The organism is Hoeflea sp. EC-HK425, assembly GCF_902498795.1.
Lineage (GTDB): Bacteria > Pseudomonadota > Alphaproteobacteria > Rhizobiales > Rhizobiaceae > Hoeflea > Hoeflea alexandrii.
In genome coordinates, this window is record NZ_LR701572.1 from 4,456,967 (window position 1) to 4,482,763 (window position 25,797).

At 61.7% G+C, this 25,797-nt stretch carries 25 protein-coding genes; 13 read left to right on the plus strand and 12 right to left on the minus strand.

Annotation, left to right across the window (positions count from 1 at the left end; genetic code table 11):
• Positions 1-29: 29 nt before the first annotated feature.
• Positions 30-503, plus strand: coding sequence for a DUF2867 domain-containing protein (locus tag SPHINGO391_RS23935; RefSeq protein ID WP_193217396.1), 474 nt, complete (start codon positions 30-32; stop codon positions 501-503).
• Between the two features lie 133 nt (positions 504-636).
• On the opposite strand, the gene SPHINGO391_RS23940 is transcribed toward SPHINGO391_RS23935, so the two are convergent.
• The 3 genes from SPHINGO391_RS23940 to SPHINGO391_RS23950 form a co-directional block, all read right to left on the minus strand.
• Positions 637-990: a hypothetical protein gene (locus SPHINGO391_RS23940; RefSeq protein WP_152011200.1), complete on the minus strand. Its 354-nt coding sequence runs from the start codon at positions 988-990 to the stop codon at positions 637-639.
• 159 nt (positions 991-1,149) lie between these two features.
• On the minus strand, positions 1,150-1,359 hold the full coding sequence (locus tag SPHINGO391_RS23945; RefSeq protein ID WP_193217397.1) for a DUF2783 domain-containing protein: 210 nt from the start codon (positions 1,357-1,359) through the stop codon (positions 1,150-1,152).
• A 4-nt stretch (positions 1,360-1,363) separates the two neighbouring features.
• On the minus strand, positions 1,364-2,983 hold the full coding sequence (locus tag SPHINGO391_RS23950) for an FAD-dependent monooxygenase (RefSeq protein WP_152011201.1): 1,620 nt from the start codon (positions 2,981-2,983) through the stop codon (positions 1,364-1,366).
• Positions 2,984-3,084: 101 nt separating this feature from the next.
• Here SPHINGO391_RS23950 and SPHINGO391_RS23955 point away from each other — a divergent pair, with 101 nt between their 5' ends.
• Complete coding sequence (locus SPHINGO391_RS23955) at positions 3,085-3,783, plus strand: helix-turn-helix transcriptional regulator (RefSeq protein ID WP_152011202.1); 699 nt, start codon at positions 3,085-3,087, stop codon at positions 3,781-3,783.
• Positions 3,784-3,813: 30 nt separating this feature from the next.
• Here SPHINGO391_RS23955 and SPHINGO391_RS23960 read toward each other — a convergent pair whose 3' ends face one another.
• The 3 genes from SPHINGO391_RS23960 to SPHINGO391_RS23970 form a co-directional block, all read right to left on the minus strand.
• A complete protein-coding gene (locus SPHINGO391_RS23960; RefSeq protein WP_244615345.1) occupies positions 3,814-4,956 on the minus strand; it encodes a TraB/GumN family protein in 1,143 nt (380 codons plus the stop codon).
• 100 nt (positions 4,957-5,056) lie between these two features.
• A complete protein-coding gene (locus SPHINGO391_RS23965; RefSeq protein ID WP_193217398.1) occupies positions 5,057-6,076 on the minus strand; it encodes an alpha/beta fold hydrolase in 1,020 nt (339 codons plus the stop codon).
• A gap of 140 nt (positions 6,077-6,216) precedes the next feature.
• A complete protein-coding gene (locus tag SPHINGO391_RS23970) occupies positions 6,217-7,152 on the minus strand; it encodes a tyrosine recombinase XerC (protein WP_152011204.1) in 936 nt (311 codons plus the stop codon).
• A 197-nt stretch (positions 7,153-7,349) separates the two neighbouring features.
• Between SPHINGO391_RS23970 and SPHINGO391_RS23975 the strand changes: the two genes are divergently transcribed.
• Positions 7,350-8,258, plus strand: coding sequence for a 1-acyl-sn-glycerol-3-phosphate acyltransferase (locus tag SPHINGO391_RS23975; RefSeq protein WP_152011205.1), 909 nt, complete (start codon positions 7,350-7,352; stop codon positions 8,256-8,258).
• Between the two features lie 152 nt (positions 8,259-8,410).
• On the opposite strand, the gene fsa is transcribed toward SPHINGO391_RS23975, so the two are convergent.
• A complete protein-coding gene (gene fsa, locus SPHINGO391_RS23980) occupies positions 8,411-9,064 on the minus strand; it encodes a fructose-6-phosphate aldolase (protein WP_152011206.1) in 654 nt (217 codons plus the stop codon).
• Between the two features lie 95 nt (positions 9,065-9,159).
• Here fsa and SPHINGO391_RS23985 point away from each other — a divergent pair, with 95 nt between their 5' ends.
• Complete coding sequence (locus SPHINGO391_RS23985) at positions 9,160-11,364, plus strand: primosomal protein N' (protein WP_152011207.1); 2,205 nt, start codon at positions 9,160-9,162, stop codon at positions 11,362-11,364.
• A gap of 205 nt (positions 11,365-11,569) precedes the next feature.
• On the plus strand, positions 11,570-14,428 hold the full coding sequence (locus SPHINGO391_RS23990) for a hypothetical protein (protein ID WP_152011208.1): 2,859 nt from the start codon (positions 11,570-11,572) through the stop codon (positions 14,426-14,428).
• Positions 14,429-14,483: 55 nt separating this feature from the next.
• On the opposite strand, the gene SPHINGO391_RS23995 is transcribed toward SPHINGO391_RS23990, so the two are convergent.
• Positions 14,484-14,687, minus strand: a complete 204-nt coding sequence (locus SPHINGO391_RS23995; protein ID WP_152011209.1) for a DUF2061 domain-containing protein — start codon at positions 14,685-14,687, stop codon at positions 14,484-14,486.
• Between the two features lie 136 nt (positions 14,688-14,823).
• Between SPHINGO391_RS23995 and SPHINGO391_RS24000 the strand changes: the two genes are divergently transcribed.
• From SPHINGO391_RS24000 to SPHINGO391_RS24035, 8 genes are all read left to right on the plus strand, one after another.
• Positions 14,824-15,675, plus strand: a complete 852-nt coding sequence (locus tag SPHINGO391_RS24000; RefSeq protein ID WP_152011210.1) for a helix-turn-helix transcriptional regulator — start codon at positions 14,824-14,826, stop codon at positions 15,673-15,675.
• 197 nt (positions 15,676-15,872) lie between these two features.
• Positions 15,873-16,811 (plus strand): DMT family transporter, encoded by a 939-nt coding sequence (locus SPHINGO391_RS24005; protein WP_244615348.1) that lies wholly within the window; start codon positions 15,873-15,875, stop codon positions 16,809-16,811.
• 194 nt (positions 16,812-17,005) lie between these two features.
• The gene (locus tag SPHINGO391_RS24010; RefSeq protein ID WP_193217449.1) at positions 17,006-17,392 is read left to right on the plus strand and encodes a DUF4345 family protein; all 387 of its coding nucleotides are present in this window, start codon (positions 17,006-17,008) and stop codon (positions 17,390-17,392) included.
• A 249-nt stretch (positions 17,393-17,641) separates the two neighbouring features.
• Complete coding sequence (locus tag SPHINGO391_RS24015; RefSeq protein ID WP_152011212.1) at positions 17,642-18,202, plus strand: F0F1 ATP synthase subunit delta; 561 nt, start codon at positions 17,642-17,644, stop codon at positions 18,200-18,202.
• Positions 18,202-19,731, plus strand: a complete 1,530-nt coding sequence (gene atpA, locus SPHINGO391_RS24020) for a F0F1 ATP synthase subunit alpha (RefSeq protein ID WP_152011213.1) — start codon at positions 18,202-18,204, stop codon at positions 19,729-19,731. The genes SPHINGO391_RS24015 and atpA overlap by 1 nt, the downstream gene beginning before the upstream one ends.
• A 27-nt stretch (positions 19,732-19,758) precedes the next feature.
• On the plus strand, positions 19,759-20,637 hold the full coding sequence (locus SPHINGO391_RS24025; RefSeq protein WP_152011214.1) for a F0F1 ATP synthase subunit gamma: 879 nt from the start codon (positions 19,759-19,761) through the stop codon (positions 20,635-20,637).
• A 24-nt stretch (positions 20,638-20,661) separates the two neighbouring features.
• Positions 20,662-22,200, plus strand: coding sequence for a F0F1 ATP synthase subunit beta (atpD, locus tag SPHINGO391_RS24030; RefSeq protein WP_152011215.1), 1,539 nt, complete (start codon positions 20,662-20,664; stop codon positions 22,198-22,200).
• 78 nt (positions 22,201-22,278) lie between these two features.
• A complete protein-coding gene (locus SPHINGO391_RS24035; protein WP_152011216.1) occupies positions 22,279-22,677 on the plus strand; it encodes a F0F1 ATP synthase subunit epsilon in 399 nt (132 codons plus the stop codon).
• Positions 22,678-22,775: 98 nt separating this feature from the next.
• On the opposite strand, the gene SPHINGO391_RS24040 is transcribed toward SPHINGO391_RS24035, so the two are convergent.
• From SPHINGO391_RS24040 to SPHINGO391_RS24055, 4 genes are read right to left on the minus strand one after another with little or no spacing between them, the layout of a single operon-like run.
• On the minus strand, positions 22,776-23,309 hold the full coding sequence (locus tag SPHINGO391_RS24040) for an N-acetyltransferase (RefSeq protein ID WP_193217399.1): 534 nt from the start codon (positions 23,307-23,309) through the stop codon (positions 22,776-22,778).
• Entirely contained in the window at positions 23,302-24,006 is a 705-nt protein-coding gene (locus tag SPHINGO391_RS24045; protein WP_152011218.1) for an amino acid racemase, read from the minus strand. The genes SPHINGO391_RS24040 and SPHINGO391_RS24045 overlap by 8 nt, the downstream gene beginning before the upstream one ends.
• The gene (locus SPHINGO391_RS24050) at positions 24,003-24,539 is read right to left on the minus strand and encodes an RNA pyrophosphohydrolase (RefSeq protein ID WP_152011219.1); all 537 of its coding nucleotides are present in this window, start codon (positions 24,537-24,539) and stop codon (positions 24,003-24,005) included. Before SPHINGO391_RS24050 ends, SPHINGO391_RS24045 begins: the two co-directional genes overlap by 4 nt.
• A gap of 7 nt (positions 24,540-24,546) precedes the next feature.
• Complete coding sequence (locus SPHINGO391_RS24055) at positions 24,547-25,794, minus strand: divergent polysaccharide deacetylase family protein (RefSeq protein WP_152011220.1); 1,248 nt, start codon at positions 25,792-25,794, stop codon at positions 24,547-24,549.
• Positions 25,795-25,797: the final 3 nt, after the last annotated feature.

The following is a 25,797-nucleotide window of genomic DNA, read 5'->3' on the forward strand; positions in this document are numbered from 1 at the left end:
CCTCGACCGGAAACCCGGCGGCCGGTTTGATGAAGTCCCGTGAGATCCCCGTTTCCCTGCCGCAGCCGGCGTTTCCGGGTGCGGACTGGGGTGACTGTTTCGAGACGCTGAGCGCTGATCCGGCGCTTCTGGCTGAGGCGGCTGCGCGTCGCGCGTTCGAAAGGATGCCGCGATGGGTTGGCGGGCTGATGGCGTTGCGCAATCTCATGGTCAAGCCGTTCGGACTGAAGGGTGACCCGGACAAAGCCTCGCAGGGAGGCACGCGCGTCGGGATCTTTCCGATCATCCACAACTCGCCGGAGCAATGCATTCTGGGGTTTGACGACCGGCACCTCGATTTCCGCATCGTTGTGGAAACGCAATCCCTGCCGGACAGTCAAACCGCGGTGCGGATGATGACGCTGGTCAAGCGCCACAACATGCTCGGCCGCGTCTACCTTGCGGCGATCATGCCTTTTCACAAGCTGATCGTGAAGACTACGCTGTCGCGGGTTTCGGACTGAAGCGATCGGCCAGCGAGGCCCGGGCTTATCCACCACACGACCATGGTGAAACCGCCCGGTGGGGGACCGGGCGGTTTCTGCGTTTCCATTACGGTGGGGGAGGAGGCAACTGGCGCAATGGAACGCCTGCGGCTTAGCCGTTGGTGGCGGGCGCCGGGGAAGCCGTGGTGTCGGGGGCTGCCGGAGCCGCGGCATCCGGTGCGATCATGGGTGCATCGGGTGCGGGAACGGGGCGGGCCGGATTTTCAGCCGGTGTGGCCTGTTCGTTGATCTGAGCGCCGGATTCCGCAGCCGGAACGGTTGTGTTCACTGCCTCGTAGTCGTCGGCCGTCCAGAAGACAAAGGCGGCAACTGCGAGAAGAACGAACAGCACGACTGCGGCCATCACGCCAGTGTTGCCTGTCTTCACGACGGCGGGGTCGCGAACATGCTCGTAGGGACGACGACCTTGCTCGCTGGGGCGGTTATGCGGGGTGTAATCGACCATTGGACATCTCCTTTCGTGTCACGTGGTAGAAACGTCCGGATCGGGAGATAGGTTCCGGCGACAGACCCTGCTGCCGGTCACGGTTTGTAACCGTGCGGCACCGTGCGTGTAGCTGGCGGCCTCACGCCATGCGGAGACCCTGCGCGGGTCCTGCTGCCGTTACCGGACCGGTGCCGGGCCGGCGGCCGGGTCTTCCCCGTGAAGACGCATGGCCTGGCGGATGAGTTCGAGCACCCGATCCCGGTCGCCCAGTTCCCGCGCCAGCAGGAGACAGACCTGGGCAAGGAAGATTTCCGCATCCGCGCTTCCGGCAACATCAATTCCGGTCGCCAGTTCCTCGTAGACGGCTTCAATATCCTGCTGCAGCATGGCGTCAGTCCTTCCTGAAACTCAGCGTCTTCATGGCGTCCGCGATCCTGCCGGCCGATGCGTCGAGCCAGCGGGCGGCAATGTGCAGGTCCGGGCGGACCAGATAGGCGGAACTGGCATTGGCGCCCAGCATCCGCGATGCGTCGCCGGGAAAATCAAGGCAAACCACTTCCGGCGCGTCGGGCAGCCGGGAGACCTCGTCCGAGAGTTCCTCGTCAAAACAGACGAGCGTGTAGCCGCTGCCGATCCGGTCGGACAGGAATCCGTCTGTAAGCGCCGCATCGGGCATGGCCGCACCCGGGGCGGCTCCGCCCGCAAAGCCCGGATCGTCGGGCAGCACGGCCGGACTGCTGCCGGCATAGGTGAAAGGCATCATCTGCCGGGGATTGGCGAGCTCGCCCGCAAACGGATGCTCGAGCGCCAGACCAAGGGCCGCGTCGCGCATGATCTGCCAGCCATGGCTCGGCGGCGTCATGAACCGGGCGCTCTTTGTGGCGTTGGCGAACACGTCGAGCGTGGCGCCGCGCCGCTCGGGCGTGTAGCTGTCGAGCAGGTCCTCGCCTGCGCGGCCATTGAGCACGCGGCCGAGTTTCCAGCCGATGTTGTGGGCGTCGGCGATGCCGTTGTTGAGACCCCGGACGCCGAAAATCGGGACGATGTGGGCGCTGTCGCCGATGAAGACCACGCGCCCGTGGCGGTACTCGTCGAGCGCCAGCGTGTTGGCGGAGTAGATGCTCCACCATTCGAGATCCCAGCTGCCGCTGTAGCCGATGTCCTCGAGCACCAGCGCCACACTCTTGCGGACCGTATCTTCCCTGAGCGCTTCGGTCTCGCTTTCGCCGCTGGCCAGCTGGTAGTCGATGCGCCATATATCGTCGGGCTGCTTGTGGATCAGCACGGTTCCGCCGGGCCGGCACGCGGGGTCGAACAGGGCACGGCGGATGGTCGGATAGTCGTGCTGCATCCGGATGTCGGCGATGACGTAGCGGCCCTCATAGTTTTCGCCGCGCAGTTTCAGGCCGAGCATGCGGCGGACCGGGCTGCGGGCGCCGTCGGCCGCGAGCAGCCAGTCAGCTTTCAGGGCGTAGGTCGCCTCGGGGTCGCGTATGGTCAGGTCTACGCCGGCCGGACCGGAGTGCATGGCGATCACCTCGCTTTGCCACCTGGTCTCGATCAGCGGATTGGCGGCAATGGCCTGATAGAGGTACGCTTCGATGTATTGCTGCTGGAGATTGTACATCGGCCTGAATTTTTCCGATGGTCCGTCCGGCATGGTAAATTCGAGTATCTGCTTGCCGCGATAGAAACTGCGTCCCGTGGTCCAGCCAAGCGCCTTGGCGAGGAACGGTTCGAGTGCGCCGAGGCTTTGAAGGATGTGGAAGCTCTGGCGGGCAATGCAGATGGCCCGGCTGCCGTCGTTGAAGCTTGACCTGGCTTCAACAAGCACCGAGCGCACGCCCTCGCGAGCCAGGCTGAGTGCAGCCACCATTCCGACCGGTCCGGCGCCGACGATGACCACCGGAACGGCATCGGTCAGATGCGCCCTTGCCTCGCCGCGGGGCTCGTTGAAATGCGGATAGGTGAAGTAGAGCGAATCCGTTTCGTCTCGACCGGCAGGCCTCATGGGTTTCCTCCGTAGCAGTCTCCAGCCGCCAATTTACTCCGCGGAGGTCGTCTTGTATGTCCCCCTTGGGAGAGGACAGCGCGGACAAAGGGAGGTGATGAGTGACGAGCGTTTATCGCCTGATCGAGGACTGCGCTGCGGCCAGTGGCAGCGATGGTTTTGCCGCGTGCATTGTCGATCTGGCCGGATGGACGGGTGTGCGCCAGCTGATGGTGTTCGAAATGACCGGTGACGCTGTGACCTGTCTCTTGTCGCGCAACTATGAACGGGTGAGAACGGGCGAGGTTTTGGCTGGACGCTACATGGATGGCTGGTTCCGCATGGATCCGCTGTTGCCTGAACTGATGCGGCTGCCGCTAGGCCAGACGCATGTGCGGCGTATGGACGACATCGTTGCAAAGATGCCGCCCGACTATTTCGATATCTTTTTCAGTGAGCCCGGCCTGTCAGGCAAGACCACCGTGCTGGCGGCGGGTTCGTCACGGCGGATGATGGTCAATTTCTATGATGGCGAAGCGGGTGCGCCGAAACCGGACGAGGCATTGCTCTCGCTGATTGCCCGGCTCCTGCTCAATCATCACGAGAGCCACCCGCCGGCCGGCTATCCCGCCTGTCTTGCGGCTCTGAGCGAGCGTGAACGGCAGATCTGCCTGGGTGTTCTCGGTGGCAAGAAGGCGGAGATGATCGCCGGCGAACTGGGCCTGTCCCCGGCCACGATTGTGACCTACCGGCGCCGTGCCTATGGCAAGCTCGGGATCTCGTCGCGGGGCGATCTTTTTGCCCTTTGCCGCAAGGGGTGAAGCTGAAACGGCTGCCGGAGCCGCTCCTCTTTACAGACTTCCGGAGTTCGCCGGAATCGCCGTCACCGTGAAGCCCGCGTCCTGCAAGAGCGCCACCAGGCCTTCCTTGCCTGGCAGGTGCAACGCGCCGACAGCGATGAAGGCGTTGCCGGCGTCGAGGATCGGGGCGGCGCGCTCGGCCATTACGTGGTTGCGCATGCGAACGATGCGCTCCTCGAAGGCGGCGTAGCCGCTGGCGTCATCTTCGAGTTCCTCAGGTCCGGCAGCCAGAACCACCGGCATGATCTGCGCGATCTCGCCCTCCAGGTAGAGACCGGTCATGGTCGCCATGATGTCGGGCATCAGATCAGCCAGCTTGATTGTCTCGACCAGGCCGCGGATGTGGAACTCGATCGGCAGGTCGGCCATGGCCTGCATCTGCTCGCCGATGCTTTCGAGGCCGAGCAGCTGCTTGCCCCGGTCCCGGGCGGTGGTGGCGATCTTGATGTCGAGAAACTCGACGCCTTCGGCCTTGCGTGCCATCTCGCAGGCCGGCAGGGCAACCAGGCCGGCGATCATCCAAGGCTTCATCCGCGAGACCAGCGCGATCGGAATGCCGCGGCGCGACAGTTCGGCACTGATGATCTCGGTCTCCTCCTCGTTGAGGAGCGAGGTCAGGGTGGTTCCATCGGTGAACATGGTGAGTTCGGGCCTGGTCAGCAATGCGGCCTGGGCCTTGGCCGGATCAAGGATCTCTATGGTCTCGATCACCACGGTTCCGGCCTGGTCGAAGGCTGCGCGCGCAGCCTCGGGCATCTCGGTCACGCGCGGATCTGTGACATGCATGGTTCCGAACAGGAAGGAGGGGGTGAGGCCGGGCTTCTCGACCTTCCACAACAGCCCGCTGCCATTGGGAATGGCGGCGGCCTCGGCGCGGGCGGCGGCAAGCTTCTCCGGATCCGACAGGGCGAGCTGTTCGACCAGGCTGGTGCCGGCGCAGGACGCTGTGTCTTCAGCGCGGGCCTGGCCGGTGCCCCAGACAAGGCCGAGCGCAAGCAGGATCAGCAGGGCGAACGGCAAGGATACCGCGACGGCGAAGACCAGGTTTGGAAATCGCGCGCAGGTGGTCCTTATGCTGGACAGGACGTGCTGGTGATGCATGGCAGGCCGTTCCTTCTGGATCTGACCCGTCATCTTACCGTCCGCGGGCTGACAATCCGGTTAACCCGCTGTGAACTTCCGTCCTTGGTAAACCGGACGTTAATCGCCCGCGTCTGCCGGTCCGGGGCCCGGCTTACGGCCGGCGCGCGCCGGGCAAATCGCCAAGGAATCCGGCGATCAATTCCGCGGTGCGCTCATCGTCGATCACGCCGAGATGGGATTGCCCGTCAAGCAACCGGTAGCGGCCGTCCGGGTTGACGGTTTTCATCAGCGGCTCATAGCCCGAGGCAACGAAGGATTCATCGTCTGCGCCGGCAATCAGCAGGAAGGGCGGCAGCGTGGCAATGTCGGCGAGATAATCGTTGCGCGGTGCATAGGCGGTGTTGAGGCGGTAGCTGTAGCTCGTGGTGGCAGTGCCGCCCTCGGGGCCGTTCAGCACCTCGGCGGGGAAGTTGAACTGTATCGCGGTCAGGCCGTTGAGCGCGGTGATTCCCACGGCATTAAGCATCGACAGACCGATGATGCGGCGGGTCAGCGGCCGGGCCCAGCCGCCGGAATTAGGGCGCGTGGTGGGGGCGTTGTACTTGAGAAACGGCGCCAGCAGCACCGCGCCGTCGAGCGTGGAGCGGTGGTCTCCGCCGGCAAAGCGGACGACCAGTCCGCCGCCGCTCGAATGGCCGCCAAGCACCAGTGGCTGGCCGGGTTTGCGCAGCAGCGCCGCGAGATCGGCGATGTCTTCCTCGAACTGGCCGACATGGGCAATGTCGCCGCGGGTTTGCGGGTCGGGGCCATGGCCGCGCAGGTCCGGCAGGGCAACCTCGACGCCGGCCTTCCCGGCGATGGACCGTGCAAGCCCGTCATAGGCGCCGCCATGCCAGCCCGATCCGTGGATGAAGATGACGAGCGGCGTATCGGCGTTTCCGCTGCCGTAGTGGCGATAGCCGAGCGTGGCGCCGTCGCGCGCCTGATAGGTCTGCAAGGGCGCGGGTTCGGGCCTTGCGCCCGCCGTCTGGCCGGAAAAATCGATGGTTTCGCCGGCAATCTTGTCTGAGGCACCCTGGGACAGGATCAGCCCGAAGGCGATCAGGAAATAGATGATGACGGAGATCACCGCGATGCGGAGAACGATGGGGAGAATATCGGAGACGGACATGGCTTTATCGCTGCTTGCTGACGGTTGATCGAAAGGAACCATGCACGGTTTCGACCGGAACTGCCGCCTGATGCAAGGGGCGGCTGGAAATTTGTGCCCGTTCAGGTGTTCGGGCTAGCTGTTCGGGCCGGCTGTTTGGCTCAGGCGCGGGGGTGGGCCCGGTCGTAGATGTCTATGAGCCGGCTGGCATCAATGCCGGTGTAGACCTGGGTGGTCGACAGGCTGGCGTGGCCGAGCAGTTCCTGGATGGTTCGGAGATCGCCGCCGCCAGCCAGAAGGTGGGTGGCGAAGGAGTGTCTGAGCGCATGCGGGGTGGCGGTCTCGGGCAGGTCGAGCGCCGAGCGCAGGCGCCGCATTTCCTTCTGCACGATGGCCGGCTGCAGCGGACCGCCGCGTGCGCCGCGGAACATCGGCTGATCGGGACCGGGCGAATAGGGGCAGAGCCTGCGGTATTCGGCGATGGCTTGTCTGGCCACAGCCAGCAGCGGCACGATGCGGGTCTTGCCGCCCTTGCCGGTGATCCTCAGTGTTTCGCCGTCGCGCGGCAGGTCATTCGCCGTCAGTGACAGCGCCTCGGAAATGCGCAGGCCACAGCCATAGAGCAGGGTCAGAACGGCGCTCGAGCGGGCGGCGATCCAGGGTTCGTCCGACATCTGGAGGTCGGTGTCGACCACGCGCAGGGCATCGCGCGCGCTCAGGGGCTTGGGCAGCGACTTGGGCTGGCGCGGCGCGCGTGTGGCCGAAGCGCCGGCTGCATTGGCCATGCCCTTGCGTTCGAGATGGCGCAGGAACGACCGGATCCCGGCAAGTCCGCGTCCCAGCGTTCTTGCGCCGGCACCACCGCGCCGCCGTTCGGCCATGAAGGCGCGCAGGTCGAGCGGGCGCAGATCGGCGAGGTCGGCGATCCGTGGGGGACCGCCGAGATGCGTGGTCAGAAACCCCAGAAACTGGCGCAGGTCGCGTTCATAGGCGTCGGCGGTCTTGGGCGACAGGCGCCGCTCATCGGTCAGCTGGTTGAGCCAGTGCTGCTGTTCGGCAATGACGTCGGGAGCGGCAATGACGAGAGGCTGGTTCATGATGGATCCGTGATTTGCAACGGCCTACCGGAACGCTCCGTGGTGCGACCGGGCGGCCACACCTGCGGCCAAACTTGGCGCCAACTATTGCATAGTGGGCTTAGCGGGGGGTAAACGGATCCGGCGGACTGATGTCATCATGGCATCATAATTGGTTGCCATAGGTTTTGTCAGGCGGACGAAAGAGAGTCGAATCCATGGCGTATGTGGCTGAGATTTCAGACCGGTTGCAGGTGTTGGCCCATGGCCGCCCCGGCCATATCATCGACCGGCTGATCGCCGAGCGCGGCGGCCGTCTGGTGGCGCACCCGGCCTGGCCGGTGATGCGGCCGTTTCTCTATGCGACGCTGAAGTACGGCGCCGCAGTGCGCATGGCCGACGCCATCGGCACCATGTCCGGTCACGAGGCGTTTCGCCACCTCAGCGACATTCTGAAGCTCGACATCCAGTCGCGCGGCCAGGAGCGGATCCCGAAAAAAGGCGGCTTCCTGCTGGTTGCCAACCACCCCACCGGCATCGCCGACGGCGTGGCGATGTATGATTTCCTGAGCCGCCATCGCCCCGACATGATGATTTTCGCCAACCGCGACGCGGTGCGGGTCAGCCCGCGCTTCAACGAAATCATCATCCCGGTCGAGTGGCGCGACGACTACAAAAGCCGCGACAAGACCCGCGAAACCCTGCAGCTGACCAACCGCGCGGTGCAGGATGGAAAGGCCACGGTGCTGTTTCCGTCAGGCCGCATCGCCTTCTGGCACGAGGGCAGGCTGACGGAACGCCCATGGAAGCTGTCGGCGGTGACGCTGGCCAAGCGGCATGAATTGCCGGTGGTGCCGGTCAATATCTCGGCGCGCAATTCCGGCCTGTTCTACTGGCTGTCGAAACATTCGACCGAATTGCGCGACATGACCGTGTTTCACGAGCTGCTCAACAAGAAGCACCACACGTTCCGCTTCACGGTCGGAGAACCGATCATGCCCGACGCGCTCGATGGCGACCCCGCGGAAGCGGTCCGGGCGCTCGAGTATCACACCGTGCACGGGCTTGCGAAAGACGCGGACCGGGCCTTCGAGCCGGCCCCGAAGGGCTGGAGCCAGGCGGCCTGAGCCGCAAGGCGCTCGAGACGTTTCACCAACGCTTTCTCACAGCACGTGACGGCCCCGGCCTGACTGCTTGCCTTGACCCGGAATGACAAAACGGCCCGGGGTGACCGGGCCGCTTCAGCTTCATTTCATGGAACGTGATCCGGCCAGCCGGATCAGGCGATGGTCTGGCCGGTCTTCTTCCAGTCGGCCAGAAACGCGTCGAGGCCCTTGTCGGTGAGCGGATGCTTGACCAGCGCCTTGATGGTCGAGGCGGGGATGGTTGCGACATCGGCGCCGATCAGGGCGGCTTCCTTGACGTGACCCACGGTGCGGATCGAGGCGGCGAGGATTTCGGTTTCGAAGCCGTAATTGTCGTAGATCTGGCGGATTTCGCGGATCAGGTCCATGCCGTCGATGCCCATGTCGTCGAGGCGGCCGATGAAGGGCGAAATGAAGGACGCGCCAGCCTTGGCGGCGAGCAGCGCCTGGTTGGCCGAGAAGCACAGCGTCACATTGGTCATGTGGCCGTCGGAGGTCAATGCACGGCAGGCCTTCAGGCCGTCGAGCGTCAGCGGCAGCTTGATGCAGATGTTGTCGGCGATCTTGGCCAGCACGGCCGCTTCCTTCATCATCGCGTCATATTCGGTGGCGGCGACCTCGGCGGAGACCGGACCGTCGACAATTGAGCAGATCTCCTTGGTGACTTCGCGGATGTCGCGGCCGGATTTCATGATCAGCGAAGGGTTGGTGGTGACGCCGTCGATCAGGCCCAAATCGTTGAGTTCCCGGATCTCGTTCACGTCGGCTGTGTCGACAAAGAATTTCATTTCACACTCCCAAGCTGCGCCAGCCGGGATTGTCCGGGGCGCTCTTAACAATTCCGGGTTCCCTTTAGCCCAAAGCGGGGGCAAGGTCACGCCACATGGCCAAAGATTCGCGACAAATTGAAGGCGGGCTGTTCCCCCGCAAGGTTGTTCCCGTGCTCATCCCGATGCCGGCGGAGCGCGCCTATTCCTATGCGCTGCCGGAGGGGGTGGACGCCGGGCCGGGGCAGATCGTGCAGGTGCCGCTGGGGCCGCGGCTGGTGGCCGGGATCGTCTGGGACGGGGAGGCCGACCAGGTCAATCCGGACAGACTGCGCGAGATCACCCAGGTGTTCGACTGCCCGCCGGTCAACGAGCCGATGCGCCGCTTCATCGACTGGGTGTCGGCCTACACGCTGTCGCCGCCGGGACTGGTGGCGCGGATGGCGCTGCGGGCGCCGGCCGCCTTCGATCCCGAACCGATGATCGATGCGCTGCGGCTCACCGATACACGGCCGGAACGGCTGACGGCGGCGCGCGAACGGGTGCTTGAGCAGGCGGGCGACGGGCTGGCCTGGAGCAAGAGCGGGCTGGCGCATGCGGCAGGCGTGACGCCGAGCGTGATCGACGGGCTTTTCGCGCAAGGGGTGTTCGAGCCGGTGAAGCTGCCGCCGCCGCCGGTGGTGCCTCAGCCCGATCCCGATTATCAGCCGGCGCTGCTGGAGGACGGTCAGGCGGAGGCCGCGGACGCGCTCAGGGCAACGGTTGCAAAAAGCGGGTTCGGGGTGACGCTGCTTGACGGGGTCACCGGCTCGGGCAAGACCGAGGTCTATTTCGAGGCGATCGCGGAAGCCGTGCGGGCCGGACGGCAGGTGCTGATCCTGCTGCCGGAGATCTCTCTAACGGCCCAGTTTCTCGACCGGTTTCACGACCGTTTCGGCGCGCGGCCGGCGGAATGGCATTCGGAACTGGCGCCGAGGATGCGCGAGAAGGTGTGGCGGCAGGTGACCGAGGGCCGCGTCAGCGTGGTGGCGGGCGCGCGCTCGGCGCTGTTCCTGCCGTTTCATGATCTCGGGCTGATCATCGTCGACGAGGAGCACGACCCGGCCTACAAGCAGGAAGACCGGGTGTTCTACAACGCCCGCGACATGGCGGTGGTCCGCGCCAGGCTCGCCCGAATTCCGGTGGTGCTGGCGTCGGCGACGCCGTCGATCGAAAGCCGGGTCAACGCGCAGCAGGGCCGCTACAGCCACCTTTTGCTGCCGGGCCGGTATGCCGATGCCGGGCTGCCGGACCTCAAACTCGTCGATCTCAGGCGTTCTCCGCCGGCGCGCGGCGGGTTCCTGTCGCCGCTCTTGCTGAAAGCCATGGCCGAGACGCTGGAACGCAAGGAACAGTCGCTGCTGTTTCTCAACCGGCGTGGCTATGCGCCCTTGACGCTGTGCCGGGTATGCGGCCACCGCTTCGAGTGCCCGGACTGTTCGAGCTGGCTGGTCGAGCACCGGTTCCGAGGCCAGCTGCAGTGCCATCATTGCGGCCACAATGAACCCACGCCGCAGGCCTGCCCGTCCTGCGGCGCGCTCGACCACCTGACGCCCTGCGGGCCGGGGATCGAGCGGATCGCCGAGGAAGCCGACAAGCATTTCCCCGATGCGCGCGTCATCGTGCTGTCGTCTGATATGGCGGGCGGCACGCGGCGGCTGAGGATCGAGCTCGAGGCGATCGCCAAGGGCGAGGCGGATATCGTCATCGGCACGCAGCTGGTGGCCAAGGGGCACAATTTCCCGCTGATGACGCTGGTGGGCGTGGTCGACGCCGACCTGGGGCTGTCGAACGGCGACCCGCGCGCCGCCGAGAGGACCTATCAGCTCCTGTCGCAGGTGACCGGCCGGGCCGGGCGCTCGGGGCGCAAGAGCCTGGGCCTGATCCAGACCTACCAGCCGCAGCACCCGGTGATGCAGGCGCTGGCCTCGGGCGAGCCGGAGGCGTTCTACGAACGCGAGACCGACGAGCGCAACCGGGCGATGCTCCCCCCCTTCGGCCGCCTCGCCTCGGTGATCGTCTCGGCCGCCACACGGCCCGAGGCCGAGACCCACGCGCGGGGCTTGCGCGCCGCGGCGCCTGCCGCGCCCGGCATCATGGTGCTGGGCCCGGCGGAAGCCCCGCTGGCCCTGATCCGTGGCCGCTACCGCTTCCGGCTGCTGGTGCATGGCGAACGGGGCAAGGACATGCAGGGGTTTGTGCGCGCGATGCTCGGCCAGGGGCCAAAGCCGCGCGGCTCGGTGCAGGTGCAGGTGGATATAGATCCGCAGAGTTTCTTGTGAGGGGTGAGAGGGGAGTTTGTTTATTGCTCCGCAGCTATACGAATTTCTGATGCATTAGGTGCACATCGAAAATGCGTGCGATTCATTTTGCCAAACTTGTCATGGAGCCGCATTTAGGTAATTAATATTGAATTCTTTTGGAAAATTATCTTAACCCAGTCGTGAGAATCGACAGAGTTACTCGAAAATAATCGGTCTTATTCGCATGCTTGCTCTTTTTTATGTGTCTGCATTCATCTTTCTCTGCTCTGTATTGCTCTTTTTTTGGATGCGTTGGCGCATGCGAGCATCAAAAGGGCGATTTGCGCTGACTGTCGTATCAACAATGTTCACATGCTTGTTGGCTGGACTTTCCGCTATGTCTTCAAGCCTGCCTGTTTCGATTGCGTCTAAGGTCTCCGTAGCTTTGGGCTTTGGCCCTATAGAGAACGGTGTACCTTCAATCTTGGTGCTACCTCTGACAATCGCAGCGATGATTATGATTTACCGCTTCGGCGTTACTACAGTCAAATCTTGGGATGCCCCGCCGCGAGTATCTGAGGTTGATCTCGCAGAAAAACACCTCGAGAACAGCATCGCGGCTCTGACGCTCGAACAATTGAGACACCTTATCCGGAGCCAAACGGATCCTTTGGCAAGCGATGCAGTGGCCAACTGGAAAGACAAAATATCGGAGCCACCGCTACCAATTCCGACAAAAGACCTTCTAAGAGACATGCTTGTTTCGGCAATTAGTGAGATCCGCATTCCAGATGATGGTTGGCGCGATGACGGCAAACATTGGGTTGGTGAGATTTTGGGCCTTCGGCCGGAGGACACCCAACCCATCATTGTTTTTATCTGCGATTCTCGACCTTCCAAGCCAGAGATGGAGAGCAGACTTAATAATTTGGGTAAAAAATTTGGCGAATTGGACGAGTTTAGGATTTTTGCAGTTCATATGTCCGCTGGACCTTATGAAGCCACGCCAGGTGACATAGAAGCCTCAGGAAAGAGCATTACTCTGTTTTCGTCCCGAGATCTGATCCTGAAAGGACTCGATCTTTTCAACTACGCAAGATCGATCATCGATACATTTGAAAAAACTCGCATAGGTGGGACGTCCGCTACGCTTGGAGGTTCCTATGTTGATCTCCAAGTGGATACTGCCGCCAAGGAAAATCTACCGGAGGACCTATCAAAAAAGTTGACTGCCTGGCTCGCCGAACAATCCGGTGAACACGTTGCGTTAACTGGAGAGTATGGGCAAGGCAAAAGCACGGCTCTTCTCAAGCTCTGCTACGACTGGGCAAAGAGATTTGTCGAGTCGGGAGTGATTGGTGAACGTGTGCCTCTTCTAATCGAATTGAGAGGGCAGAGTCCTTCTGAAACCGATCCGCTGGGGTTTTTATCCCCTTGGTGTGCAAGGTATCGTTTGTTACCCCAGCAGGTACTGAACCTTATCAAGGCGGGCGATGCCGTCGTCATTTTTGAAGGTTTCGATGAGCTTAGAAACGCAGGGCGAGCATTCTACAGACATCAGCACTTTAACGCTTTGTGGCGGTTCGCTTACCCGGGCACAAAAATTATTTTCACAGGGCGACCAAACTTTTTTCTGGATCAGGAAGAAGCCAATCGGACTTTGCGCAACCAAGAATCTAGAAAGCTAGGCGGGGATGCCTTTACGTCCATCTGGAGACTAAGAAAACTAGACCCCAATCAGATTATTAGCGCGTGTCGAAATTACGAAAAAGTGGTGAGAGAAGGAATTGAAGACGCAATCAAAACAAACCCAGACTTCTTAGAAATTCTTTCTCGGCCCTCGATGTTGCCCGTTGTGGCAACCATCTGGAATGATATCCACTATCTGCAAGAGGGCGGGGCACCCCTCACAGGGGCAGTTCTTATCGAAAAGTACATTCAAGCTGTTTTCTCGCGCAAAGAAGCAGAACTTGAGCGAGACCGAATTAAGCATGATGCTCCATCGGGTTCGCGGTATCTTATTTTGCCTAAACAGGTGCGAGAGCTCCTTACAATCTGCGTTGCTTGGAAAATGTCTGGCTTGAAAGCGAAAAACACCATTGCTCGTTCAGATATAACAGAATTAGTTCGAGAAGTTTACGAGACCCTCATTTCAACATCAAAATCAGTCGGTGTATCGCCAACAATATCTGAGGGTTTAATTGAGTTTGAAAAGAGGTTTGCAGATGAAAGTCCTGCAGAGCGGGTGGAGTTCATCGCTGCAGAAATTTGCAGTGCTGGCCTTTTGGTTCCTGATGCAGCAGGAGGCGCGACCAATCTAAGGTTCCCGCACAAGCAATTCTTTGAGTTTCTAATTGCTAAAGGTGTAGCGATTAAAACGAGTCCTGCTCAGCTAATAGCATCACGTTTGTTGGAAAAATCATCCAACGAGACCAAAGTTGTATTGAGACTTGATTCCGAACCTAATTCAATTTCGTACTTGGCCGAGTGCATTGGAACTAATATTAACCAAATTATTCCGCCTATGAGGCGATATATATTACGTATTTCAATAATCCAATTGATTGCTTTTTATCGTGTGATGCGTCCAATTTCTAAGCAAGCAGCTTATGCTTTTGTAGGTGCCGCCGACAAGGATGGTATCGATAGTGAGGAGCGCGAGTTTGCAATGCAAAAATTCGAGCGGCTTCCTTCGAAGCTGGTAGCAAGCGCAGCTCCTATGGCGATTATTTGGATATTTTCACTATTTGTAGCTGGATTTATTGGGGTTTATGATCTGATTGGCGCGAAGGAATCGACATTATTGAGTTCGAATCCGTTTTTATTGTTAATTTTAGGTGCTGTATTGGCTGCCACTTCGTATGCTGCGTCAGCGATGTTTTTTGATGACTCCGAGTATTCTGATTTAACCTTCACGTTCCTTCGCATCCATTGGGCAAAGCAGGGGGTCTCTCCGGATAGCAGGGTAGACGAACTACACCTTGCCTATTGGTCATTGGCAAAGGGTAAAGTTCAGTTTGGCAGACCACATGAAGACGATGTTGACTACAGCTGTTTTCTGTACCCGGCAGAGGAGCTGGGCTCAGGTCTAAAGTCTGGATAATGGGAGAGTGGAGCAAAAATGAATCTTGGGGATATCATGCCGCTCCCATGCCCCTTCAGCGATCAATCCCCCACCGCACCCGCGCCCACAGCCGCTCATGCACGACAAAAAACGCCAGCCCGCTTGCCGCCGTGGAGAGGGCGAAGCTCAGGGCGGTGGCCATGTTGCCGGTGTGGAACCAGGCCAGCGCGCCGGTGACGGCGAGGCCGAGGGCTTGCCAGGTGATGGCTTTGGCGATGGTCCTGAGTTTCGATTCCATGGTCTGCGGCGGCTCCCTGTGCTGGTGATGCGATGCGGGATTTCTAGGCGGTTTGTACGCCTGCCGGAATTTGGTATCTTCGCTGCAAAAACACACGAATGTTGATAAATATCATCAGATGTGTGAAAACTCGGCGATGCACAAAAACGATCGCGCAGAGCTGTTCCGCACCCGTCTGGCCGCCCGGCTGGCGCTGACGGGCATGAGCCGCAGCGCGCTGGCGCGGGCGGCGGGGGTGGACCGGTCGACGATCGCGCAATTGCTTTCGGGCGACGAGGTACGGTTGCCAAACGCGCATCTGGCGGCGGAATGCGCCAGCGCGCTGGGGGTGAGCGCCGACTGGCTGCTCGGCCTTTCGGACCGACCGGAACCGGCGGCGGAAGTGCTGTCGGCGAATTTCCGGATGGCAACTGCGCAGCGGACGCCGGCGGACGAGCAGATCATCGCCTGGCACCAGGAGGCGGCGGGCCACAAGATCCGCCACGTGCCGGCGACGCTTCCAGATATCCTCAAGACCGAGGCGGTGCTCGAATGGGAATATGCCGCCTTTCTCGACAAGACGCCGGAACAGGCGCGCGGCGCGATGCGCGAGACCTCCGACTGGCTCCGGGCGCCTGGCTCGGATTACGAGATCTGCGTCTCGATCGACAAGATCCGCTCGCTGGCGCGCGGCGAGGGCTACTGGCAGGGTCTCGATGCGGATGTCCGCGCCGCGCAGATCGACTTCATGGCGGAGCGGTGCGAGCGGCTCTACCCGTCGCTGAGGCTGTATTTCTACGACGCGAAGAAGGTGTTTTCGGCGCCAGTGTCGATCTTCGGGCGGCTCCTGGCGGCGGTCTATGTCGGGCAGTTCTACCTGGTCTACCGCGACAGCCGCCAGATCGCCGCGCTGACAGAGCATTTCGATGCGCTGGTGCGCGAATCGGAGTTCGAGGCGCGCAATGCCGGCCGGATCATCCGCGAGATGTTCGGGGAAGCCGGCCGGTAAGGCCGCGGCTGCCGCGGCGTCGATTGAGCGGAAGCGGGCGAGAGGCTTTGACAGGCGCGTGGTTGCGGTGCATGTCTGGGGTGCAGCGCGGCCCGGACAGTGTGGCGCGAGCATCTGCCCGGCCTGCCGCTCCCCGCTTCAGGTCTTGTTCGGCCCCGGTTCCGGGACGGTTCGGTTACATCAGGAAAAGCTTCACCTTGGATCCCATACCCAATCACCGCCCGGCGCGGCACGATGTCGACCGCGAGGCCATGCCGCCGGTGGCGATGCTGTTGGCGCTTTGTACCTTCATGTGTTTCGCCGTGCTCGACACCGGCGCCAAGTACCTGGTCACCGCCGGCTATGCGGCGATTTTCGTGGTCTGGTGCCGGTTCCTGAGCCACACGGTGATATCGCTCGTCGCCTTCCAGGGCTGGCGCCGGGCCGACATGTACCGGATGAAGAACGCGCCTTTGCAGATCCTGCGCGGGCTTCTGTTGCCGGCAACGACGCTGTTCAACTTCCTGGCGTTGCGCGAGTTGCAGCTGGCGCAGACCATCAGCATCTTTCTTTCCGTGCCGATGCTGGTGACGGCGATGGCCGGGCCGCTGCTGGGCGAATGGGCGGGCCCGCGTCGCTGGGCGGCGATCATGGTCGGCTTCGTCGGCGTGCTGATCGTGGTGCGGCCGGGCACCGACGTGTTCTCGCTGTCGATCATCTGGTCGATTCTGGCGACTGTCACCTATTCGCTCTACTCGATCCTGACCCGGAACCTGGCGATGCAGGAAAGCCAGGCGAGCCTGGTGTTCTATTCCTCGATCTTCGCGACGGTGCTGATGGCGCCCCCGGCGCTCATCTACGGTCAGATGCCGTCGTCGCTGTTCGACTGGGTGCTGCTTGCCAGTCTCGGGGTGATGGGGCTCGGCGGGCACGCGCTGCTGGTCAAGGCCAGCCGGCGGGCCAGTGCGTCGAAGGTGGCACCGTTCGTCTATAGCCAGCTTCTGTGGATGACGGCGCTCGGCTATTTCGTGTTTGGCGACGTGCCCGACGGCTGGACCATCCTCGGCGCGTCGATCATCTGTATCAGCGGCATCTACATCATGAACCGGGAGCGGCAGATCGCCCGCGCCGAGCGCAAGGCGGCGGCAGGCGGCTGACCCGCGGGGCAGTTGAAGGCTGCGCGCCGGGCGGTTTGCCGGAAGCCCCGCCAGGAGCCCGGGAGCACGTGGCAGGACTTTGGCGGGCGCTCACGCCGTGGTAAGGCTCTGACGCGACGGGGCGGCGATTTGCCGGATGCTCAAGGGCTGACAGGTCACGAGGCAGCCGGAGAGGAAACGGAGATGCGGGAATGATCGAATTCTATTGGCCGATGACGCAGGGCGAGTGGCTGGCCTGGTCTTCGGCGCTGGTGACCATCCTTTTCGGCCTGATGCTGCTGTTCGCGCCGCGGCTGTCGCTCAGGATCCTCAGGCTGCAGACCCTGCCCGATCATCCCGAAGCGGTGTCGGAAGCGCGGGCCACGATGGCCGGGTTCTATCTCGGCGTGGGTCTCTGTGCCATGCTGTTTGCCCAGCCGCTGATCTACCTGGCCATCGGGGCCGGCTGGGCGTTCACGGCTTTCGGCCGGATCATCTCGATGATGTCGGACCGGGGCGTGACCTTTTTCAACCTGGCGTCCGTGGTGATCGAAATCCTGCTGGCGGCGGCGCCGCTGCTCTACGGGCTGGGATGGATCTGACCCGGCGCGGTCGATTCAAGCGCATTGCGGGCGCATCAGGAAGCGGTCTCATCCTAAAGCAGGTGCGTTATGCCGCACCCGGCGTGTTGCGACTCCCCGCGCTCTATGCTAGACGGACCGCGCATTTCGGGAAAAACGAACTTTCGAGCTTGGGTTCTCCGAAATTTACCGTAACAAATTCAGAGGCTTGCCTTTCCGGCTTTCGGTCAAGCGCAGGTGTTTGGATGGCAATGAGAGACAATCCCGCCCGTGGCAGATAACTCCCATCAAATATCCGGTGTCGCCGAACGGTATGCTTCCTCGCTTTACGAGCTGGCGGCAGACGCCAAGTCGATTGACGCCGTAGCCAAGGATCTGAACCGTTTTCAGGCCATGATCGACGGCAGCGCTGACCTGCAGCGCCTCGTCAACAGCCCCGTTTTTTCGGCCGAAGACCAGTCGCGCTCGATCCTGGCGCTGATCGACAAGGCAGGTATTTCCGGCCTGGTCGGCAACTTCCTCAAGGTCGTTGCCCGCAACCGCCGGCTTTTCGCCGTGCCTGCGATCATCCAGTCCTATCACGAGACCGTTGCGCGCGAGCGCGGCGAAGTGACCGCCGACGTGAAGACAGCGCATGCGCTGTCCGCGGCTCAGGAAAAAGAACTCAAGGCCGCGCTCGCAAGCGTGACTGGGAAAACAGTGACGCTCGACGTCACAGTCGATGCGTCGCTGCTGGGTGGTCTGATCGTCAAGATCGGCTCGCGTCAGGTCGACACATCGCTTCGCACTAAACTTTCCACCCTTAAGCATGCACTGAAAGAGGTTGGCTGATGGATATCCGCGCCGCGGAAATTTCCGCAATTCTCAAGGATCAAATCAAGAATTTCGGCAAGGAAGCCGAAGTTTCCGAAGTTGGTCAGGTTCTGTCCGTCGGTGACGGTATTGCCCGCGTTTACGGCCTCGACAATGTCCAGGCTGGTGAAATGGTCGAATTCCCCGGCGGAATTCGCGGCATGGCGCTCAACCTTGAAGCCGACAATGTCGGCGTCGTGATTTTCGGTTCCGACCGGGACATCAAGGAAGGCGACATCGTCAAGCGGACCGGCGCCATCGTGGACGTTCCGGTTGGTCCGGAACTGCTGGGCCGCGTCGTTGACGCGCTCGGCAACCCGATCGACGGCAAGGGCCCGATCAAGTCCAAGACCCGCGCCCGCGTGGACGTCAAGGCTCCGGGCATCATGCCCCGCAAGTCGGTGCATGAGCCGATGTCGACCGGCCTCAAGGCCATCGATGCGCTGATCCCGGTCGGCCGTGGCCAGCGCGAGCTGATCATTGGTGACCGCCAGACCGGCAAGACCGCGATCATTCTCGACACTTTCCTGAACCAGAAGCCGATCCATGAAAACGGCCCGGAAGCTGAAAAGCTGTTCTGCGTTTACGTGGCTGTCGGCCAGAAGCGTTCGACGGTTGCCCAGTTCGTCAAGATCCTCGAGGATCGCGGCGCGATGAAGTACTCGATCGTGATTGCTGCGACGGCATCCGATCCGGCCCCGATGCAGTTCCTGGCTCCGTTCGCCGGTTGCGCCATGGGCGAATATTTCCGCGACAGCGGCAAGCATGCCCTGATCGCCTATGACGATCTGTCCAAGCAGGCCGTTGCCTATCGCCAGATGTCGCTGCTGCTTCGCCGTCCTCCGGGCCGTGAAGCTTATCCCGGCGACGTTTTCTACCTTCACTCGCGCCTGCTTGAGCGCGCTGCGAAGCTGAACGAAGACAATGGTTCGGGTTCGTTGACCGCTCTGCCGGTGATCGAAACCCAGGCCAACGACGTGTCGGCCTACATCCCGACCAACGTGATCTCGATCACCGACGGTCAGATCTTCCTTGAAACCGATCTGTTCTTCCAGGGTATCCGCCCGGCCGTGAACGTCGGTCTGTCGGTGTCCCGCGTGGGATCGTCGGCACAGATCAAGGCGATGAAGCAGGTTGCCGGTTCGATCAAGGGCGAGCTTGCCCAGTATCGTGAAATGGCTGCGTTCGCGCAGTTCGGTTCCGACCTCGATGCAGCGACCCAGCGCCTTCTCAACCGCGGTGCGCGCCTGACCGAGCTGCTCAAGCAGCCGCAGTTCTCGCCGCTGAAGACGGAAGAACAGGTTGCCGTGATCTTTGCCGGCGTGAATGGCTATCTCGACAAGATCGCCGTCCGCCAGGTCGGCAAGTTCGAGCAGGGCCTGCTGGCTTACATGCGCAGCGAAGGCAAGGACGTGCTGGAGACCATCCGCAAGGAGAAGGCTATCAGCGACGATACCAAGTCTCAGCTGAAGTCGGCTATCGACGCTTTCGCCAAAACCTTTGCCTAACGGCAACAGACCGAGGACGGATAACGGATGCCTTCACTCAAGGATCTGAAAAACCGGATCGCCTCCGTCAAGGCGACGCAGAAGATCACCAAGGCGATGCAGATGGTCGCCGCGGCGAAGCTTCGGCGTGCGCAGGAGGCGGCCGAGGCCGCACGGCCCTATTCGCAGCGAATGGCGGCAGTGATGTCGAACATCGCCGAGGCAGTCGGCAGCGGTGACGATGCACCGCAGCTGATGACCGGCACCGGCAAGGACGACACGCATCTGTTGGTTGTCTGCACCGCCGAGCGTGGTATGTGCGGTGGCTTCAACAGCCAGATTGCGCGGTTTGCGCGCGATCATGTGCGCCGGCTTGTGGCTGATGGCAAGACCGTCAAGATCCTCTGCGTCGGCAAGAAGGGCTACGACATCCTTCGCCGGGAATACGCATCGATGATCATCGAGCGCGTGGATTTCCGTGACGTCAAGCAGATGAGCTTTGCCCAGGCCGAAACGGTCGCGGAAAAGGTCATGGGCTTGTTCGATCAGGGCGGCTTTGACGTCTGCACCCTGTTCTACTCGGAGTTCAAGTCGGTGATCAGCCAGGTCCCGACAGCGCAACAGCTGATCCCCGCTTCGGCAGGAACGGCTGATGCGGACGCAAGCGCATCGGCGATCTATGACTACGAACCGAGCGCAGAGGAAATCCTCGAGGATTTGCTGCCGCGTTCGATCAAGGTGCAGATCTTCAGGGCGCTGCTTGAGAATGTTGCAGGTGAGATGGGCGCGAAAATGTCCGCTATGGACAACGCAACCCGCAATGCTGGCGAGATGATCGACAAGCTGTCGATGAGCTACAACCGTCAGCGGCAGGCGCAGATCACCAAGGAACTCATTGAAATCATTTCGGGCGCGGAAGCGCTCTAAGGTACACGGAAGAGGGTAAGATACATGGCTAAGGCAGCTACCCCGGCAACCAAGCCCGCAGCGGCAAAAAAACCCGCAGCGGCTAAGAAGCCCGCAGCAGCAGCGACAAAGGCGAGCGCAGTCAAAAGCGCTGCAGCCAAGTCCGGTGCAGTCGGCCGCGTGACGCAGGTCATCGGTGCGGTTGTTGACGTGACGTTCGATGAAGGCGCGCTGCCGACCATCCTGAACGCGCTCGAAACCGACAACATGGGCAACCGCCTGGTGTTGGAAGTGGCGCAGCACCTGGGTGAAAACACGGTTCGCACCATCGCCATGGACTCGACCGAAGGTCTGGTTCGCGGCCAGAAGGTTGTCGACACCGGCGATTCGATCTCGGTGCCGGTCGGCGCGGAAACCCTCGGCCGCATCCTGAACGTGATCGGCGAGCCGGTGGATGACGCCGGTCCGGTCAAGACAAAGGCACGCCGCTCCATTCACCAGGAGGCTCCGGAATTCAGCGAACAGTCGACTGAAGCAGAAATTCTGGTCACCGGCATCAAGGTTGTCGACCTGCTGGCTCCTTATGCACGTGGCGGAAAGATCGGCCTGTTCGGCGGCGCCGGCGTTGGCAAGACGGTTCTCATTCAGGAACTGATCAACAACATCGCGAAAGCCCACGGCGGTTATTCGGTGTTTGCCGGTGTTGGTGAACGTACCCGCGAAGGCAACGATCTCTATCACGAGATGATCGAATCCGGCGTGAACAAGGAAGGCGGCGGCGAAGGCTCCAAGTGCGCCCTCGTGTTCGGTCAGATGAACGAGCCTCCAGGTGCGCGTGCCCGTGTTGCGCTGACCGGCCTGACAATTGCCGAACAGTTCCGCGACGAAGGTCAGGACGTGTTGTTCTTCGTTGACAACATCTTCCGCTTTACCCAGGCCGGTTCGGAAATGTCGGCGCTTCTCGGTCGTATTCCGTCTGCTGTGGGCTATCAGCCGACCTTGAGCACCGACATGGGTGCGATGCAGGAGCGGATCACGACGACCAACAAGGGTTCGATCACCTCGGTGCAGGCCGTTTACGTGCCGGCCGATGACTTGACCGACCCGGCGCCTGCGTCGACCTTTGCCCACCTTGATGCAACGACGGTGTTGAACCGTTCGATCGCTGAAAAGGGCATCTACCCGGCGGTTGACCCGCTCGACTCCAACTCGCGTATGCTTGATCCGTTGATCATCGGTGAAGAGCATTACGAGGTTGCCCGTGAAGTCCAGGAAATTCTGCAGCGGTACAAGTCGCTTCAGGACATCATCGCCATTCTCGGCATGGACGAGCTGTCGGAAGAGGACAAGGTCACCGTGGCCCGCGCCCGCAAGGTCGAACGCTTCCTGTCGCAGCCGTTCTTCGTGGCTGAAGTGTTCACCGGTTCGCCGGGCAAGCTGGTTGACCTCGCTGACACCATCAAGGGCTTCAAGGGCCTGGTGAACGGCGATTACGACCATCTTCCGGAGCCGGCATTCTACATGGTCGGCACCATCGAAGAGGCCGTCGAAAAGGCCCAGCGCCTGGCCGCCGAAGTCGCCTAATCATGAAATTGCCCGCGCAGGCCGGCTCCGGCCAGCCTGCGCGGCGCATCCGAACAGCACTGCGATAAAGTGAACGTCATGGCTGACAGCTTCAATTTTGAACTCGTATCCCCGGAACGGCTGCTCTTGTCGGCGACCGTGTCCGAAGTCGTCATTCCCGGCACCGACGGCGAAATGACGGTGATGGCGCATCATGCTCCGACCATGACCACGATCAAGCCTGGTGTGGTGACGGTTGTTACCTCTGACGGGAAAAGCGATCGCTTCGTGGTCTTCGGCGGCTTTGTCGACATTCTGCCTGAAGGCTGCACCCTGCTGGCCGAGTCTGCCGTTGCCGTGACCGATATCGACCGCGACGACCTTGGCAAGCGGATCCAGGACGCACGTGAAGACGTGGCGGATGCATCCAGCGATGCGGTCCGGCAGAAGGCGCAGGAATATCTCGACCATCTGACAACGCTGGAAGCGGCAATCTGATCAGCAGCGACGGTGTTTTAGTCGGATACTCATCCAGGCGGCCTGCGGGCCGCCTTTTGTTTTTCAGATGATTTATGGCTGTGTCGGGATGAGAAAACTCAGTTTCGCGCCTTTGATTTCATGCGCTTGAGATAAGGCTCCGGGTAGGCCACCGGGCCGGACCAACCGAAAAGCGCATCCTTGCTCAGCTCCAGGGCGAGGAAACGCTGGCCCTGCAGGGGGCTGTCCGCGCCGTCTGCAAGCTGTGACTTGAACCCGAATCGGCAATAGTAATCCGGCTGACCATAGACGAAGACCGACTGCCAGCCTTGTGCGCGGGCCTGGTTCAACGCGTGGCGGACCAACCCGGTGCCGATCTGCATGTTCCGGTAGGCGGGCAGGATGACCAGCGGAGCCAGCGCAAGCGCCCGGTCCGGCCCGGCAACAGCTGTCAGCACGGTGTGGCCGAGGATGTTTCCATCAAGTTCGGCGACGAAGGAAAGCGTGTCGGCGGGCAGTGCAATCAGGGCTTCGGACAGGCCGGAACCATCCGGGACATCGCTGAGGGTTTCGAGCTGCGCAATGGCCGGGAAATCGCCAGCGATGGCTGACCGATTGACCACTTTGCCGGCTATGCATTTCCGTTCAGGCATAGCTGACTTCCAGTGCGCGCTTTGCCGCGGCCTTTGCGTGGAGACGTGTCGTGTCATAGATCCGGACGTTGTCACGGTCGGGCGTTACAGCTGCCGTCAGTTCGGAACAGCCCAGCACGATGGCCTCGGCACCACGGCGGCGGAGGGTTTCAATCATGCCCTCGAGAAAATTGCTGGCGCCGCAGCGAAGCACGCCGCGTGACAGCTCGTCGTAGATGATCCGGTTGATTTCGATCCGGTCGTGCAGGTCCGGCGTGATCACCCCGGCGCCGGAGATGCTCAGGACACGGTCGGAATAGAAATCCCCCTCCATCGTGGCACGCGTCCCCAGCAGGGCAACCCTGGAATAGCCGGCATCGCGGATTTCCTGACCGGTCGGGTCGGATATGTGCAGAAGATCTATGCCGGACGCTTCCTCGATCTGGGCGGCAAACTCATGCATGGCATTGTTGGCAATGATGATGAAATCCGCCCCTCCGTCCTTCAGACTCCGGGCCGCTTCCGACAGCAGCGCCACGACCTTTTTCAGATCGCCCCTGCCATTGTGGTACTTGATTGCGGCGTGATCGACCGTGTGCAACAGGATGCGGGCCGTGTGCTGTTCGCCCAATTGCTTCTGCGTGTATTCGTTGATCATCCGGTAATACCGGGATGTGGCTTCCCAACCAAGTCCGCCCAGCACCCCGATCAGTTTCATGACCGGATTCCCGCCAGTTGAGAGAAGGCGCCAACCACCTGATCATAGGCCTTGCGCTTGAAGGGAACGATCAGGCCCGGAAGGTCGTGCATGGGCTTCCATGCCCAGGCATCGAATTCCGCCAGGTGGCCGCCCGGTGGCGGGTTGATGCGAATCTCTGATTCATCACCACTGAAGCGCATGGCAAACCAGCGCTGGCGCTGGCCCCGGAATTTTCCCTTGAGTCCTATGCCGATGAGATGGTCCGGGAGATCGTAATCGATCCAGTCGGGGGCCTCGGCGAGCAACTCGACCGATTTCATCCCGGTTTCCTCGTAGAGCTCCCGCAGGGCTGCCTGTTGCGGGATCTCGTCTTCGTCGATACCGCCCTGGGGCATTTGCCACAGCTGGGGCGAACCGTCATACTCGGTGTTGCCTTCGGCGATGCGGCGCCCGGCCCAGACAAGACCCTCACTGTTGAGCACCATGATGCCAACACAGAGGCGGTAGGGCAGGCTGTCCGGATGCTTGTTGCGCTGGGTACTGCTCGCCATGGAATGCCTACCTCTCGGGGTCGTCGGCGGCGGCCGAAGCCGAAACAATTTCAATGCCCCGGGCCTTGGCCTCTTCTGCCCAGGTTGCGATCGCATCGACACTAACTTCAAAGGCCGAGGCGACTGCGATGGCGGTCCCGTTGCGTCTGGCTATCCGCTCCAGATCATCGAGCCGGGAAAGAATGTAGCCGCGCTCCTGGGTGACGTCGAGTACCAAGTCGGATGCGGCGAAGGGAATGCCAAGTGTTTTTGCGAACTGATCGGTCAGCGAGCGGGCCGACGTGCCGTCATCCAGGAACATGATGCCGCGTTCGGCGAGATCGCGCATGACAGGCTCGAGCGCATCAGGTTCGGCCAGAAACCGGCCGCCCATGAAATTGGTGATGCCTGTGTAGTTGGTGATGCGGGACATGGCAGTGTGCAGATCTGCCAGGTTGGCGTCAGCGCCGGCCTCGACCGTAAGGGTGCCGGCGCCGGGATCGTTTGCGGGATAATCATAGGGCTCGAACGGAACCTGGAGCAGGATCTCGTGGCCCTGGCGGCGGGCTTCCTGCATCCAGCGCTGCAGGCTGTTGCCATTGGCGGCGAAAGCAAGCGTGATCTCTTCAGGCAGCGTCTTGATGGCGTATTGCGTACCGGTCTGGCTGAGACCCAGCCCTCCGACGACGATCACCACGCGGGTCCCGCGCGCTCCCGACCACGGCCGTGCATAGATATCGAAGGCGCGCTCACCATCGGCGCCGCGCACCGGTAGTGGCCCCATGGCTGTTTCTTCGGTCACCATCGGGTCAGGCAGATGAGCCAGGCGCGGGTTCTGCCCCACCCTTCCGGGAGGATTGAGCAGGACGGGCCGGTTGTCCGGCCGTTTGACCGGAGTGATCTTGTTGATCTCCTCACCGTTTTCGCCAAGCGTTGTCGAGATTTCGGCGCCCGACCGTCCGTGCAGGCTGTTGAGCCCGCCATCGGTCCGGGGCGTCGTGACCGGCGTGCCGGAAGCGCCGGGCGCTGGCGGTTGCCCGTCCGTGCTCCCCGCGGGGTCCGCGGTCGTGGCCGGTTCGGGCTGTTCAAGCATGACGACGGTATTGCCACCCTCGATGCGGCCGCCTGACAATGCCATCCACCCGGCAGTGCCGATGACGGCACAGATGGCGACTGAGACGAGCAGCAGACTGGCCCAGGAATGGCCAGAGCGTGCAGCCCGGTTGCTCCCTGGTTTGCGGTTCTGCCCCAGCGGTTGATGGATCTTGTCGTCCACGAT